Source organism: Shimia sp. R9_1 (assembly GCF_017743775.1).
GTDB lineage: Bacteria > Pseudomonadota > Alphaproteobacteria > Rhodobacterales > Rhodobacteraceae > Shimia.
The window spans coordinates 125,209-139,804 of sequence record NZ_JAGHRN010000001.1; the positions used below are offsets into that span (position 1 = coordinate 125,209).

13 protein-coding genes are annotated in these 14,596 nt (G+C 60.5%); 11 read left to right on the forward strand and 2 right to left on the reverse strand.

Going from position 1 to position 14,596, the window contains the following annotated elements; all coding sequences use genetic code 11:
- Positions 1-192 precede the first annotated feature (192 nt).
- Positions 193-1,533 carry a sigma-54 dependent transcriptional regulator gene (locus J7399_RS00580; RefSeq protein WP_209083553.1) on the reverse strand — a complete coding sequence of 447 codons (1,341 nt, stop codon included), beginning with the start codon at positions 1,531-1,533 and terminating at the stop codon, positions 193-195.
- A gap of 13 nt (positions 1,534-1,546) precedes the next feature.
- Positions 1,547-3,337, reverse strand: a complete 1,791-nt coding sequence (locus J7399_RS00585) for an ATP-binding protein (protein WP_209083554.1) — start codon at positions 3,335-3,337, stop codon at positions 1,547-1,549.
- Between the two features lie 199 nt (positions 3,338-3,536).
- On the opposite strand from J7399_RS00585, the gene J7399_RS00590 reads away from it, so the two are divergent.
- The 11 genes from J7399_RS00590 (at position 3,537) to J7399_RS00640 (ending at position 14,477) form a co-directional block, all read left to right on the forward strand.
- On the forward strand, positions 3,537-3,977 hold the full coding sequence (locus J7399_RS00590; protein ID WP_209083555.1) for a TerB family tellurite resistance protein: 441 nt from the start codon (positions 3,537-3,539) through the stop codon (positions 3,975-3,977).
- On the forward strand, positions 3,974-4,720 hold the full coding sequence (locus J7399_RS00595) for a PhnD/SsuA/transferrin family substrate-binding protein (protein WP_209083556.1): 747 nt from the start codon (positions 3,974-3,976) through the stop codon (positions 4,718-4,720). The genes J7399_RS00590 and J7399_RS00595 overlap by 4 nt, the downstream gene beginning before the upstream one ends.
- 128 nt (positions 4,721-4,848) lie before the next feature.
- Positions 4,849-5,622 carry an ATP-binding cassette domain-containing protein gene (locus J7399_RS00600; RefSeq protein ID WP_209060488.1) on the forward strand — a complete coding sequence of 258 codons (774 nt, stop codon included), beginning with the start codon at positions 4,849-4,851 and terminating at the stop codon, positions 5,620-5,622.
- Between the two features lie 25 nt (positions 5,623-5,647).
- Complete coding sequence (locus J7399_RS00605) at positions 5,648-6,355, forward strand: transporter substrate-binding domain-containing protein (protein WP_209060491.1); 708 nt, start codon at positions 5,648-5,650, stop codon at positions 6,353-6,355.
- Positions 6,356-6,464: 109 nt separating this feature from the next.
- Positions 6,465-7,355 (forward strand): ABC transporter permease subunit, encoded by an 891-nt coding sequence (locus J7399_RS00610; protein WP_209061992.1) that lies wholly within the window; start codon positions 6,465-6,467, stop codon positions 7,353-7,355.
- Positions 7,352-8,158, forward strand: coding sequence for an ABC transporter permease subunit (locus tag J7399_RS00615; protein WP_209060492.1), 807 nt, complete (start codon positions 7,352-7,354; stop codon positions 8,156-8,158). The genes J7399_RS00610 and J7399_RS00615 overlap by 4 nt, the downstream gene beginning before the upstream one ends.
- A gap of 184 nt (positions 8,159-8,342) precedes the next feature.
- Positions 8,343-9,659, forward strand: a complete 1,317-nt coding sequence (locus J7399_RS00620; protein ID WP_209083557.1) for a glutamine synthetase family protein — start codon at positions 8,343-8,345, stop codon at positions 9,657-9,659.
- Between the two features lie 58 nt (positions 9,660-9,717).
- Positions 9,718-10,401 carry a type 1 glutamine amidotransferase gene (locus J7399_RS00625; RefSeq protein ID WP_209083558.1) on the forward strand — a complete coding sequence of 228 codons (684 nt, stop codon included), beginning with the start codon at positions 9,718-9,720 and terminating at the stop codon, positions 10,399-10,401.
- The gene (locus J7399_RS00630; RefSeq protein ID WP_209060498.1) at positions 10,398-11,756 is read left to right on the forward strand and encodes a glutamine synthetase family protein; all 1,359 of its coding nucleotides are present in this window, start codon (positions 10,398-10,400) and stop codon (positions 11,754-11,756) included. The genes J7399_RS00625 and J7399_RS00630 overlap by 4 nt, the downstream gene beginning before the upstream one ends.
- Positions 11,757-11,827: 71 nt before the next feature.
- On the forward strand, positions 11,828-13,138 hold the full coding sequence (locus tag J7399_RS00635) for an FAD-binding oxidoreductase (RefSeq protein WP_209083559.1): 1,311 nt from the start codon (positions 11,828-11,830) through the stop codon (positions 13,136-13,138).
- A gap of 121 nt (positions 13,139-13,259) precedes the next feature.
- Positions 13,260-14,477 carry an aminotransferase class I/II-fold pyridoxal phosphate-dependent enzyme gene (locus J7399_RS00640; RefSeq protein WP_209083560.1) on the forward strand — a complete coding sequence of 406 codons (1,218 nt, stop codon included), beginning with the start codon at positions 13,260-13,262 and terminating at the stop codon, positions 14,475-14,477.
- Positions 14,478-14,596: the final 119 nt, after the last annotated feature.

Consider the following 14,596-nt stretch of genomic DNA (forward strand, 5'->3'; position numbering starts at 1 on the left):
ATGCCGCAACGCGCATCAGATTGCCAATGAAGGATTTTGCGCAGGACACGACGTCAGCCCTGCGGATTTCCGCAGGGCAAGAAAATCATCAATTTCTTTGAGGTTTCAGCGCCTTAAGCCGCGCATTCAACACCAGATTGCGCGCATCCGTCGCAGCAAACTTTCAGGCTGTGCGCCCTTGCGCTCATACCGTCAAAGCAGCGCCTCTTTCTTCAGACCCAGCTTCACAATCTTTTCGTTCAGCGTCCGCCGCCCGATTCCCAGCGCCTCCGCAGCGGCGTCCATCCGGCCCTCATGCCCCTTGATGGCCTTGCCGATCAGCTCCCGCTCAAAGGCGGCAACGGCCTCCCGCAGGGTTTCCGGCACATCCTCAAGCCCGCCCGTCTGGGTCAAGGCAGCCGCCATGGTGCCCCCGCCCCGACGCGCCTGCATCACACGGCGCGCACAGACGTTGCGCAACTCGCGCACATTGCCCGGCCAGTCATGCGCCATCAGCGTGGCCACATCCTCATGATCCAGCTCCGGCGCAACGATCTCATGCACCCTTGCATAGTCATCAAGGAAATGCGCCGCCAGCAGGGTCACATCGTCCCGCCGCTGACGCAGCGGTGGAAGTTGCATCACGAAGGTATTGATCCGAAACAGCAAATCCTGCCGAAGCCGGCCATCAGAAACGGCTTGTTCCACGTCTTCATTGGTGGCTGAAATGATCCGCAGATCCACCGCATCCGGCGTGGCCGCCCCCACGGGGAACACCTGCTGATCTTCGATCACCCGCAGCAGTTTTGCCTGAACGGCGGGTGGGCAGGCCCCGATCTCATCCAGAAACAGCGTCCCGCCGGTCGCCGCCTGCAGACGGCCTTTGCCGCCCTCAGCAGTGCCAAACATCTCCGCTTCAAAACGCTCAGAGCTCAGCGCCGCGCAGTTGATGGCGAGAAACGGCTGCTCGGCGCGCGGCCCCAAATCATGCAGCGCCCGCGCCACCAATTCCTTGCCGGTCCCCGTCTCGCCCTGGATCAGCACCGCGCCCTCCATGGGCGCAAGGTCCAGCACCTCTTCGCGCAGATTGGCCACGGCCTGCGTTTGCCCCAAAAGCACCCGATCCAGTCCCGACAACTCATAAAGCCGCGCCTTGAGCCGCTGGTTACTGGCCCGCATCCGGCTCTGTTCGGCCGCATGGGTCAGAATGGTCAGCAGACGGCGCGGCTCATAAGGCTTCTCCACAAAGCTGTAGGCACCGGCCTGCATCGCCTCCACCGCCATGGGAATATCCCCATGGGCGGAAATCAGAACCAAAGGTGGGGACAATTCGGTATCCAGCGCGGCCAGCAGCTCCATCCCGGTCATCCCCGGCATACGCACATCTGAAAGGATCACATCCGGCGCAAATGTTGCCAGCCGCTCCAAAGCCTTTTCGCCGCGCGCCACCGCTTCAGCCTGCCAGCCCGCCGCCTCCATCAAGGCCAGCAGCGAATGCCGCATCGCCTTGTCATCATCCACAATCAGCAGGCTGTATGTCGGCCTGTCGTTCATCTGCGCCTCTCCTTCATTGCGCCGCAAGCGGGCCCCTTTCCGTCAGTCCGGTGCCTGCCCCGGCAAGCGGCAGAGACACCCGAAACACCGCGCCACCGCTGTGCTCTGGGGCATCCTTGCGCACGCGGTCTTCCGCTTCCATCCGGCCACCGTGATCTTTCACGATGGTGGCGGAAATGGCCAGACCAAGCCCCATGCCGCGCCCACTTTCTCTTGTGGTAACAAAAGGTTCCTGTAAATCCTGCAAGTTCGCCGCCGCCAACCCATGCCCCGTGTCTGTGACCTCAAACACCGCAAATCCGTCCTCCTGCCACAGCCGCACTGTCAGCACCGCCGCCTGCGGTTCCTCTTCCATGGCGTCACAGGCATTGCGCAGGATGTTGGTCATCACCTGCTCAATCCGCAGCCGGTTGCCGCGCACCAAAATCGGCGCCTCTGCCAGATCCCGCGCGACCGTGACCTCTCCCGCCTCCAGATTGGGGGCCACAAGGGTCAGCGCCGCCTCCATCGCAGATTGCAGCGCAAACACCTCAAACCCTTCTTTGCCGCTGGTGGCAAAGAACTTGAGCTGCCGTGTGATGCCCTCCATGCGCGCCACCAATCCGCCCAGATCCGCACCCAGCCCCGCGGCCCCTTTCGGGTTCAGCTCCGCCGCCGCGAGATGGTTGCGCATGGCGGCAATCGGCTGCCCCAGCTCATGGGTCACAGAGGCGGAAAGCTGCCCCAGTGCCGCCAGACGGCTGGCTTGTGACAGCTCCTTTTGCGCCGCCTGAAGCTGGGTCTGCGCGGCTTTGCGCTCTGAAATCTCCACCGCCAGCAACGCATTGGCCTGACGCAGCTGCGCCTCCTCCTGCTCCGCCCGCCTAAGCGCCCGCCCGATCCGCCGCGCGCGCTGCACCTGAAACAGGACCAAAGCCGATCCCGCCAGCAAAACCACCACAGCCGTCGCCAACCAGGCCCGCGCCACCGCCCGGTCATCACTGGCGAAATAATGCAGCTCCCAGCCATCCGGCAGATCCTGTGCCACCAGATGCAGCCGCAGCTCACCCGCGATATCCGCCTGATTTTCGCCCTTCGGCACCCAGTCCAACGGATCCAGCGCCTGTCCGGGGAACTGCCGCGCCGCGACGATCTCAGCCTTCTGTGCCGCGCTCAAAGGCGACAGCGCGCGATAGCGCCACGACGGATCAGACGCCAGAAGGACAACCCCGTCCCGATTGGCAAGGATCACCTGCTCCCCGGCATTGGCCCAGCTTTCTTCCAGATCGCCAAAGCTCTTCTTCAGCGCAATGACACCAGACACCTGCGCGTCTGAACCCAGCACCGAAGACCCCTGCACCGGATCGGCTATGAAATACCCCGGCTCCCCCGTGGTGGTGCCAATCGCATAAAACCGCCCCTGCCCGCCGGACAAAGCCTCCTGAAAATAGGGCCGAAACGCATAGCTTTGCCCAACAAAGGAGCGCGGCGTATTGTGGTTTGAGGCAGAGATGGTGCCGCCCGTGGCATCCATCAGATAAATCGCATCCAAGCCCGCCTTGCTGGCAAAATCCGCAAGCCGGGCATTGAGCGCGCCGGTGTCTTCACCTGCCAAAGCGTCCAAAACAAAACTGTCCTGCGCCAGCACATGGGTCAGGTGGCTGTGCCGCTCCAGCTCCGCCACAACCGTGCTGCGGTAAAGCGAAAGCTGCCCTTCAGATTTTTCAAGCTCCTCTGACAAAAACAGCCCCAGCGCCACGCGTTGCACCACAAAGCCGACGCAGAGCGTCGCGATGAGAGACAGGATCAGAGACAGGCGGGCCATGGTATTGGGCTCATGAGGGACAGCTGAAAGACAGTGGCAGGCACGCTAGTGCATGCAGAGAAAACTGCAAACGGGATTTTGGGGCGCAGACCGGTCAGGGGCTTTGCCCCTGCCACCGCAAGCGGTGGCCACCCCAGGATATTTGACGAATGAGAAACAGAACTTGCCGCCCCCGCCGCACGGTCTTACATCTTCGCCTATGTTTGCAGATTTTCTGAAACGCCTGACGGCGCCCGCCCCTGAGCCCCTGTCCGATATGGATGCCCGACTGGCGCTGAGCGCGCTGTTGGTGCGCATTGCCCGCGCAGACGGCAGCTATGATCCGGATGAGGCCGCGCGCATTGAGCGCATCATCGCCGGCCGCTACGGCCTGTCCCCGTTTGAGGCCACCTCGTTGCGCAAAGAAGCCGAGACGCTGGAGTCCGAGGCCCCGGACACGGTGCGCTTCACCCGCGCCATCAAAGACGCCGTGCCACTGGAAGAACGGGTCTCTGTGATTGAGGCCATGTGGCAGGTGGTGATGGTCGATGGCGAGCGCGACAGCCGCGAAGACGCGCTGCTGCGGCTGGCGGCCAATCTCTTGGGCATCTCAGATGTGGAAAGCGCCCGCGCCCGCCAACGTGTGATCGCACGGGGATGAGTGTTGTCCTGCCGATGTATGACCGCCCGGAAACCGCGGCGGCCCATGATCGGCTGTGCCACCTCTTTGTGCAGGCCTATGGCGATGGGCCATCGCGGCGCAGCACCCCTGAAGATCTCTGGGCGCTCTGGCAAAGCCCCGATCTGTTGCTTGCCCAGACCTGCGGCTTTCCCTTTCGCACGCGGCTACTTGGCAAAGTCGCTCTGGTCGGCGCGCCGGACCATGGTCTGCCGGACCTGCCTGCCGGACACTATTATTCGGTGATTGTGGTTCATAAATCCCATCCGGCTGCACAGGCAGACCAGCCCCTTGCGGCGCTTGAGGGGGCAACCATGGCCTATAACGAGCCGCTGTCGCAATCGGGCTGGGCCGCGCCCTGGCGCCATTTTCACAGCCGCAACCTGCGAATCGGCCCGCGTGTTCAAAGCGGTGCGCATCGCCGCTCCGCACAATTGGTGGCCGAAGGCAGCGCAGATTTTGCCGCTCTGGATGTGGTGAGCTGGATGTTGATGCAACATCACGATGGCTTTGCCCGTGATCTTGTCGAGATAGAGCGCACCGCGCCGACGCCTGCTTTGCCCTATATCTCCGCAATTTACCGCGATCCCGCGCCCATCCGGGCCGCCTTAAGTGCAGCAATAACAGCGCTTTCGCCCACTGAGCGGTCAGAATTGATCCTCAAGGGGCTGGTGGACATGCCCCAAAGCGCTTATGAGGCTGTGCCAAATCCGCCCGAACCCTGACCATTTGGTCATTTGGGGGGATCAAAACGTCAGCCTTGGCGTCTCAACCGCCCTTTTGAAAGTTGCAATTAGGTAAATTTTCATCCCTATTGGGGCACCAAGATCAACCCGATACTGATGGGGACACTGTGAGCGAAGCCACGCCCGTTCTGCAAATCCGCGACCTGCACAAAGCCTACGCCAATCTCGAAGTGATCAAAGGCGTGGATATCACCGCCCATCGCGGCGACGTGGTGTCTCTGATCGGCTCGTCCGGCTCCGGCAAATCCACCATCCTGCGCTGCGCCAACCTTCTGGAGCACAGCCAGCAGGGCGACATCCTGTTCAAAGGCGAACCCGTCAGTTGGAAAGGCAATGGCCATGCGCGCCAGCCTGCCGACCCCAAACAGGTGCTGCGTATCCGCACCAACCTGTCGATGGTGTTTCAGCAGTTCAATCTCTGGTCCCACATGACCATCCTGCAAAACGTGATGGAAGCGCCCATCACCGTGCTGGGTCGCGACCGCGACGAGATTGAGGAAGCCGCCCATATGTATCTCAACAAGGTGGGCATTGCCGACAAACACGATGCCTACCCCGCACAGCTTTCAGGCGGCCAGCAGCAACGTGCCGCAATTGCCCGCGCACTCGCGATGGAGCCTGAGGCGCTGCTGTTTGACGAGCCCACATCGGCGCTTGATCCCGAGCTTGAACAGGAAGTGGTGCGCGTGATCAAGGCGCTGGCTGAAGAAGGCCGCACTATGATGATCGTGACGCACGACATGAAGATGGCACGTGATGTTTCTGATCACGTTGTGTTTTTGCATCAAGGCCTGATCGAAGAAGAAGGTGCGCCGGATGAACTTTTCGGCAATCCAAAATCAGAACGGTTGAAACAGTTCCTGTCATCAACCGTCACATAATTTACCAACCATAGGGAGCAACACTATGAACAAACTGATCCTGAGCACCGCCGCACTGGCGTTGACCGCAGGTTTCGCCATGGCGGACACCGTTCGTCTCGGCACCGAGGGCGCCTACCCTCCATACAACTTCATCAACGATTCTGGTGAAGTGGACGGTTTTGAGCGTGAGCTGGGCGACGAGCTCTGCGCACGTGCCGAGCTGACCTGTGAATGGGTCACCAACGATTGGGATAGCATCATCCCGAACCTGCAGTCCGGCAACTACGACGCCATCATCGCGGGCATGTCCATCACCGATGAGCGCGAAGAAACCATGGACTTCACACAGGGCTACACGCGTCCGTCGCCTTCCGCCTACGCCGCTCTCTCTGCGGACGTAGATGTGAAATCCGCTGTTGTTGCGGCCCAAACCGGCACCATTCAGTCCGATCATGTGGCCACCACTGGTGCAACGCTTGTGGAATTCAACACACCTGACGAAACCATCGCCGCTGTGAACGCAGGCGAAGTCGACGCCGTGATGGCCGACAAAGACTTCCTGGCACCTTTTGTGGCTGAAACCGAGCTGACCTTCATCGAAGACGTCTACCTCGGCGGCGGCATCGGCATGGCGTTCCGTGAGTCTGATGACGAGCTGCGCGGCAAGTTTGACGCGGCCATCGCCTCCATGAAGGCAGACGGCACGCTCAACGCGATGCTCGACAAATGGGAAATCGAAGGCAAATTCTAAGCCCTTCGCTGATCCACAAACACGAAGGGGGGCGGCTTGCCCCCCTTTTCCAATCCGGCGCCGAGGCTGATTTTAGCCTGTGCTGCGCAAAAACCAAATGAGGCCAGCCATTTTTGCCTATTGCTCAGATCCCTCTGTCCTAGACAGTCTGCCCTGGCTCAGCTGCTATCTCACCACCGGGAAGCACATGGCCTTTTACGCCTCTTTTGGCACCGTGCTCCTGCTGCTGGCCGTGACCGCGCCCACCGCTCTGGCCTTTGGCCTTGGCGGCGCCATGGCTGCCCGCGCGCGCTTCTTCCTGCTGCGCTGGATTGGCAAAGCCTATATCGCCATCGTGCGTGGCGTTCCGGACATCGCCTTCTTCCTCTTCTTCGTGATTGCTCTGGATCAGGGCATCGAATGGCTGCGCCACAAGGTGAAATGCCCGGACTGGTCCGAACCGATCCGCCAAGGAAACGAGTTCCTGGTCTGCGACATCGCCAAAATGCCGCTCAGCACCTCCCCGCAATGGGTGCATGAGATCTACGGCTTCTGGGTTGCTGTCTTCACCTTTGCGATCGTCTTTGGTGCTTTTGCCGCCAATGTGCTCTTTGGCGCGATGAACGCCGTGCCGCGCCCACAGCTGGAAACCGCAGAGGCCTATGGCATGACCCCGCGCCAAACCTTCTGGCGCATCCTGCTGCCGCAAATGTGGATCTACGCTCTGCCCGGCCTGTCCAACCTCTGGATGGTGCTGATCAAGGCCACCCCGCTGCTGTTCCTGCTCGGTGTCGAAGACATCGTCTACTGGGCGCGTGATCTGGGCGCGTCGAAAACCGCCCGCTTCACCGACTACCCCCATGGCGACTGGCGCATGTGGTATTTCCTCGCGCTCCTGATCTTCTACCTTCTGTTCACACGGGTCTCTGAAATCGCCCTGGGCCGCCTCACCAAACGCCTCTCCCACGGCCAGGCCACATTGGATGGCGAAGCCCAACGCAAAGCAGGGAGCGCCGCATGAGCTGTATCGAGACCATTCAGGCCTATGCCTTCCGCTCTCTGGGCTATGGCGAGCGCCTGCTGCCGCGCAGCGAATTCACCCTCTGTGAGCATTTCACCCTGATCGGCTCCGGCATGATCTGGAACGTCTACTACGGCGTTCTGGCCGTGCTCACAGGTTTCCTCTTTGCCAACCTTCTGGCGGTGGCCAAGAACTCTGACAGCCGACTGGCCCGCAAACCGGCGGAGTGGTTCATCTTCCTCTTCCGCGGCAGCCCGCTGTTCATCCAGTTCTTCTTTGCCTACTTCCTGTTCCTGTCGCTCAAGGGCCTCTCGCCGATCTTCAACCCGCTGTCCTCTGCGGCACTGGGCGCGCTGATCGTGCTGTTCCTGAACACCTCCGCCTACTCAGCAGAGATCTTCTACGGCGCATTGCGCTCGATCCCCAAAGGTGACGTGGAGGCGGCAGACGCCTATGGCTTCACCGGCTGGTATCGCTATCGCCGGATCATGTTCCCGACCATGATGCGTCTGGCATGGCCGGCCTACACCAACGAGGCGATCTTTCTGTTCCATGCCACAACGCTGGTGTTCTTCTCAGGCTTCCCGGCATGGCGGCAACAGGGCGATGCGCTCTATTACGCAAACTACTTCGCAGATAAGACCTACAACCCTTTCGTGCCCTACCCCATTCTGGCGCTCTATTTCATCCTCCTGACTCTGGTGATCATCTGGGTCTTCGGAATTGTGAACCGCCGCCTGAACCGGCATCTGCCTCAAAATGCGGCACCTAAGCTGCGCATCCGGCCAAATCTCATCCGCTGAGTCGCCCGCGCGCTCTTTGCAAAAATCACGTTGCGCCCGCCCCTTATAAGGCGGGCGTTGCTGTATTTTCTCCACCGTCGCGTTACAGCCGCAATACCGACGCGATACCGACTTCACGAGAAATTGCTGGACAAGCCGCGCAACGGCAAAGATAATTTGATCAAATTATCCAAGCAGGTACTCCATGGACAGCGCGCTCCCTCCGACACTTCGCATCGCCGCCGTAGATCTGAACGGTCAATTGCGCGGCAAACGCATCCCTTCGGAACATCAGGCAAAGCTCTCCAAAGGCGGCGCACGCCTGCCGATCTCCGCACTCAATCTCGACATCTGGGGCTGCGACATCGAGGACAGCCCGCTGGTGTTTGAAAGCGGCGATCAGGACGGCATCCTGACCCCCAGCACGCGCGGCGCCGTGCCCATGCCGTGGCTCTCCACCGCCTCTTCCCTGACGCTGATGCAGATGCTGCAAGAGGACGGCACGCCGTATCTGGGCGATCCCATGGCAGCGCTGGCCGACGTCCTGGACCGCTACGCCGCCCGCGGCTGGACCGTCATGGCCGCCACCGAAATGGAATTCACGCTGGTGGATGACAGCGGCAAAACCCTGCGCCCGCCACTCAGCCCACGGGACGGGCGTCGTCTCGACGCCAGCGAAATCCTGTCGCTGGATGAGCTCGACAGTTTTGACGCGCTGTTCAGCGATCTCTATCAGGCCGCCTCCGATATGGGCATCCCGCTGCAGACCATGACTTGCGAAGGTGGCATCGGCCAGTTTGAGATCACGCTGAACCACCAGCCCGCCATGAAGGCAGCACAGGATGCCTTGCTGATCAAGCAACTGATCCGCGCAACCGCCAGAAAACATGGGGTTGCCGCCACTTTCATGGCCAAACCCTACGCGGATGATGCAGGCAACGGCATGCATGTCCATTTTTCCGTGGTGGATGAAACAGGCGCAAATGTGTTTGACGATGGCACCTCCGAAGGCTCCAACCTGCTGCGCTTTGCTGTTGCGGGCTGTCTGGCTGCCATGCGCGCCTCAACCCTGATCTTCGCGCCCCACGGCCCCTCTTATGACCGCTTTGCGCCGGGTGCCCATGCGCCCACATCGGTCTGCTGGGGCTATGAAAACCGCACCGCCGCGCTGCGCATTCCCGGCGGCCCACCGGCTGCGCGCCGCATCGAACATCGCGTTGCAGGCGGGGATGTGAACCCTTTCCTCATGCTGGCCTCCGTGCTCTCTGCCGCCCTTACCGGGATCGCGGAGCGCATGACACCGCCAGCCCCAGTTGTCGGCAACGCTTATGCGCAGGAGCAACCGCAGCTGGCCGAAAGCTGGGAGACGGCCATTGACCTCTTTGAGCACGATGCCTTCATCGCCCGCTGCCTGCCTGCCGAGCTGATCCGCAATCTGGTGATGACCAAGCGCCAGGAACTGCGCAAGCTCGCCGACATCCCCGCAGAGCAACACTGGCAAACCTATCTGGAACGTGTATGACAGGCTTGCGCGACGCCCATGGCGGCGCTACGGTAAATTTGATCAAATTTGGTGACCCATGAAAATCGGCATTTTGCTCACCGGACACACTCCCGATGAGCTCGCACCCCACTACGGCAACTACATCGAGATGTTCAAAACACTGCTCTCCGGACAGGATTTTGAGTTCGCAGGCTACAAGGTGGTCGATGGTGAATTTCCCGCAACGGTTGAAGAGTGCGACGGCTGGCTGATCACTGGATCCAAGCACGGCGTCTATGAGGATCACGATTGGATTCCCCCGCTGGAGGATTTCATCCGCGAAGCGGTGACGCTCAATATCCCGATGGTTGGCGTGTGTTTCGGCCATCAGATCATCGCACAGGCGCTTGGCGGCAAAGTCGAGAAATTTGAGGGTGGCTGGGCTGTTGGCCGCCAGACCTATGACTTCGCGGGCACCGAAATTGCCCTCAATGCCTGGCATCAGGATCAGGTGGTCGAGCTTGCGCCCGGCGCTGTGACCATTGCCACCAATGACTTCTGCAAACACGCGGCCATACTCTACGGCGACCGCGCTCTGACGGTTCAGGCACACCCTGAATTTTCAGCCGATTTTGTGGACGGTCTGATCAACACCCGTGGCCGTGGAGTGGTGCCTGACGACGTGCTCGAAGCCGCCATCGACGAGCTTGACGAGGCCACCGCCAGCCAGACCATTGCCGACCAATTTGCTGACTTCTTCCGCCAAGAGAGACCCCGATGACCGACTGGCTTTCAAAAACCCCAGATGCTGCACGTGCCTATCTTGAAGGCCACCGGCTCGACGAAGTCGAATGTATCATCTCTGACCTTCCCGGCATTGCACGCGGCAAGGCGGTACCCGCCACCAAATTTGCCCGTCAGGACTATTTCCACCTGCCGGATTCCGTGTTTTATCAAACAATTACGGGCGATTGGGGCGAGGCTGCGGGCGAGGAAGGCTTCATTGAGAAAGACATGATCCTCCGGCCGGACTGGAACACGGCCACCGCCGCGCCATGGACCGGCGACTGGACCCTTCAGGTCATTCACGACGCCTACAACACCGACGGCACCCCTGTGCCCTTCAGCCCGCGTAACGTATTGAAACGCGTGGTAGATCTCTACCGCGCTAAAGGCTGGGAGCCGGTGGTCGCACCGGAAATGGAGTTCTTTCTGGTCGCGCGGAATACCGATCCGGCGCAGAGCATCAAGCCGATGATGGGCCGCTCCGGCCGCCCCGCCGCCGCCCGTCAGGCCTACTCCATGACAGCGGTTGATGAATTCGGCCCGGTGATTGACGACATCTACGACTTTGCCGAAGCGCAGGGCTTTGAGATCGACGGCATCACCCAGGAAGGCGGCGCGGGCCAGCTCGAAATCAACATGGTGCATGGCGATCCGGTCAAGCTGGCGGATGAGGTGTTTTACTTCAAGCGTCTGATCCGCGAGGCGGCCCTGCGCCATGATTGCTACGCCACCTTTATGGCCAAGCCGATCGCCGATGAACCCGGCAGTGCGATGCACATCCACCACTCTGTGATCGACATTGAGACCGGCCAGAACATCTTTTCCGGCCCTCAGGGCGGCGACACGGATGCGTTTTTTCACTTTATTGCGGGCATGCAGAACCACCTGCCCGCCGCCATTGCCGTGCTTGCGCCTTATGTGAACTCCTATCGCCGCTACGTGCGCGACCATGCGGCGCCGATCAATCTGGAATGGGCGCGTGATAATCGCACCACCGGCATCCGCGTGCCCCTCTCCAGCCCGCAGGCCCGCCGCGTCGAAAACCGCATCGCGGGCATGGACTGCAACCCCTATCTCGGCATCGCCGCCTCCCTCGCCTGCGGCTACCTAGGGTTGATCGAGCAGGAGCGCCCGGACAAGCAATTCAAGGGCGACGCCTATGACGGCGAAGAAGCCATCCCCCGCATCCTCGGCGGCGCCCTCGATCTCTTCGATCAGGCCACCGCCCTCCACGAGGTCCTCGGTCCAGAATTTGCCCGCGTCTACTCCATTGTTAAACGGGCCGAATACGAAGAATTCCTCGCCGTGATCTCCCCCTGGGAGCGTGAGCACCTGCTGCTAAACGTTTGATTTTAAAAGCCGCCTAACAGGCGGCTTTGCCTCCGGTGGGGATATTTAAGGCAAGAGGAAACAGACACACCATGTCGATGAACCTGCTCTACGCCAATGATCGCAAAGGCATATATCCCGAGAGTTGGTACGCCGCCACGGCCACCCCACTCCCCCCATTCTCGCCTTTAAAAGGGGAAACCCGCGCAGATGTCTGCGTGATTGGAGGCGGTTTCACCGGCCTATCAACCGCGCTGCATCTCGCCGAGGCTGGGCGCAGAGTTGTGCTGCTGGAGGCCCACCGCGTCGGCTTTGGGGCATCCGGGCGCAATGGCGGTCAGCTCGGCAGCGGCCAGCGCATGGAGCAAGACGGGCTGGAAAGACTGATGGGGCCTGAGGACGCAGCCAAGCTCTGGGCCTTGGCGGAGGACGCCAAGAGCCTCGTCAAATCCCGCATCCAACAGCATGATATCGCTTGCCACTACAAACCCGGTATCGCCCACGCCTGTTTCTCCGCAAAGGAAGTTGCCGAAGAACACAGCTACACAGCCCATCTGCAGGAACAATACGGTTACGCGGACATTACACCGCTGGATCGCGTCGCCATGCAAGCGCTGTGCCCGTCTCCCAAATATATCGGGGGATCCTTGGATATGGGCGCAGGACACCTGCATCCTCTGGCCTATGCGCTTGGCCTCGCGCGCGCTGCGGCGGCCGCAGGCGCAGTGATCCATGAAACCAGTGAAGTCACAAAGGTCGAACGTGGCACGAAGTTAGACATCCATACCTCAGATGGAAAAGTCACGGCAGATCAATTGGTTCTGGCGTGTAACGGATATCTCGGGGATCTTGAGCCCAAAGTTGCAAGCCGCGTCATGCCGATCAACAATTTCATCGCCGCCACAGAACCGTTGGGCGCTGATGTGGCGCGCGTGCTGGCCCAAGACGTCGCAGTGGCCGACAGCAAATTTGTGATCAACTACTTCCGGCTCAGCCACGACAAGCGGCTGCTCTTTGGTGGCGGCGAAAGCTATGGCTATCGGTTCCCAGCGGACATCGCCACCACTGTGCGCAAACCGATGACGGACATCTTCCCGCATCTCAAAGACATACGCATCGACTACGCCTGGGGCGGTACATTGGCAATCACCATGAAGCGTATGCCTTACCTGCGCCGTCTTGCACCCAATATTCTTACCGCTTCAGGCTATAGCGGACATGGCGTCGGCACCGCCACGCACGCAGGCCAGCTGATCGCTCTGGCGCTGGCGGGGCAAAGCGACGGGTTTGACACCATGGCCCGCGTGCCGGCCTTGCCATTCCCGGGCGGCCAGCACCTGCGCAGCCCGCTGCTCGCGCTTGCGATGACCTGGTACGCCCTGCGCGACCGCCTCGGCATCTGATCCCTCTTCACCCTGAGACAACATGTCATGAAATCATCACATCCCTCGGGGTGATTTCGCTGGCTTGGCGCTGCGCATTGTTTTATATTTTTGAAAACCCAACTTAAGAAAGTTGAAAACTATGACATTGCCTCCCAATGTATATGCCGCCGAGCCGATCCCGGATTCCGCACGCGAGGAAATCGAGCGCCTTCTGCAAACCGGCGACCTCTTCCGTTACACGGCTGCCGAGAACGCCCCTGTTTCTTTGCTGGAAGCGGAATTTGCCGAGCTGCTGGGCAGCAAATATGCACTGGCGGTCTCTTCCTGTTCCGCCGCACTTTTCCTGTCGCTGAAGGCGCTTGATCTGCCGCGCGACGCCCGTGTGCTCCTGCCCGGCTTCACCTTTGCGGCTGTGCCTTCTTCGGTTGTGCACGCAGATTGCATCCCCGTACTGTGTGATGTGGGCGACAACTATCGCATTGACCTGGCTGACTTTGAGGCAAAACTCGACGACAGCATCTCTGCCGTCATCATCAGCCACATGCGCGGCCACACCTCTGATATGGACGCGATCATGGCGCTGTGTGAGGCGCGCAATATCCCGGTGGTCGAAGATGCGGCCCACAGCCTTGGCACCACATGGCATGGCCGCAACATCGGCACCCTTGGCCGCGTCGGCTGTTTTTCCTTCCAGTCCTATAAGCTTGTGAATTCCGGCGAAGGCGGGATCATGGTCTCTGATGACGCGGATCTGATCGCCCGTGCTGTGATCATGTCCGGCGCCTATGAGCACAACTGGAAGAAACACAAAGCGCGCGAAGGGGACAACACCGGCGAACTGGCCGAAGCCTTTGGCCGCTGGCAGAACCAACTGCCGCTCTATAACCTGCGCCTGTCCAATCTGGCCGCCGCAATCATTCGCCCACAGCTGGGCGAAGTGGCCCGCCGCGTGCGCGATGGCCGCGCAAACCACGACTATGTGGCCGGTCTTTTGAACGCCTCGCCTTGGCTGCAAGTGCCTGAAAAGCTTGCCCCAGAGGAGCGCGCACCGGATTCGATCCAGTTCAATCTCGAAGGTATGAACAACGAAGAGATCCTCGCCTTCCAAGAGGCCGCCAATGCCCGCGGCGTGAAGGTACAGGTCTTTGGTCAGTCGACCGACAACGCACGCGCGTATTGGAACTGGCAATTCATGCCCGAGATGCCCGAGCTGCCAAAAACGCGCGCGATGCTGATGTCAGCCTGTGACGTCCGCCTACCTGCGAGCCTGAAGAAAGAAGATCTCAACGTGATTGCGGAGGCACTCACCGGTGCTGCGCAGGATGTGATGGGCAAACTGCGCGCCTATGGCACGTAACCGCGCCTTTTGATGCGAACAACGAAGAGCGGGCCGCAACGTCCGCTCTTTTCTTTTGGCCAAAGCCTTGCTTCCATTGGCGCGCACAACAACCGCACCTATATCCTTCCCAATGCCTC

Bases quoted from the DNA above. Each gene is read 5' to 3' on its own strand.
- J7399_RS00580 (WP_209083553.1), bottom strand. From the start codon at position 1,533: ATGAACGACAGGCCGACATACAGCCTGCTGATTGTGGATGATGACAAG.
- J7399_RS00585 (WP_209083554.1), bottom strand. From the start codon at position 3,337: ATGGCCCGCCTGTCTCTGATCCTGTCTCTCATCGCGACGCTCTGCGTC.
- J7399_RS00590 (WP_209083555.1), top strand. From the start codon at position 3,537: ATGTTTGCAGATTTTCTGAAACGCCTGACGGCGCCCGCCCCTGAGCCC.
- J7399_RS00595 (WP_209083556.1), top strand. From the start codon at position 3,974: ATGAGTGTTGTCCTGCCGATGTATGACCGCCCGGAAACCGCGGCGGCC.
- J7399_RS00605 (WP_209060491.1), top strand. From the start codon at position 5,648: ATGAACAAACTGATCCTGAGCACCGCCGCACTGGCGTTGACCGCAGGT.
- J7399_RS00615 (WP_209060492.1), top strand. From the start codon at position 7,352: ATGAGCTGTATCGAGACCATTCAGGCCTATGCCTTCCGCTCTCTGGGC.
- J7399_RS00620 (WP_209083557.1), top strand. From the start codon at position 8,343: ATGGACAGCGCGCTCCCTCCGACACTTCGCATCGCCGCCGTAGATCTG.
- J7399_RS00625 (WP_209083558.1), top strand. From the start codon at position 9,718: ATGAAAATCGGCATTTTGCTCACCGGACACACTCCCGATGAGCTCGCA.
- J7399_RS00630 (WP_209060498.1), top strand. From the start codon at position 10,398: ATGACCGACTGGCTTTCAAAAACCCCAGATGCTGCACGTGCCTATCTT.
- J7399_RS00635 (WP_209083559.1), top strand. From the start codon at position 11,828: ATGTCGATGAACCTGCTCTACGCCAATGATCGCAAAGGCATATATCCC.
- J7399_RS00640 (WP_209083560.1), top strand. From the start codon at position 13,260: ATGACATTGCCTCCCAATGTATATGCCGCCGAGCCGATCCCGGATTCC.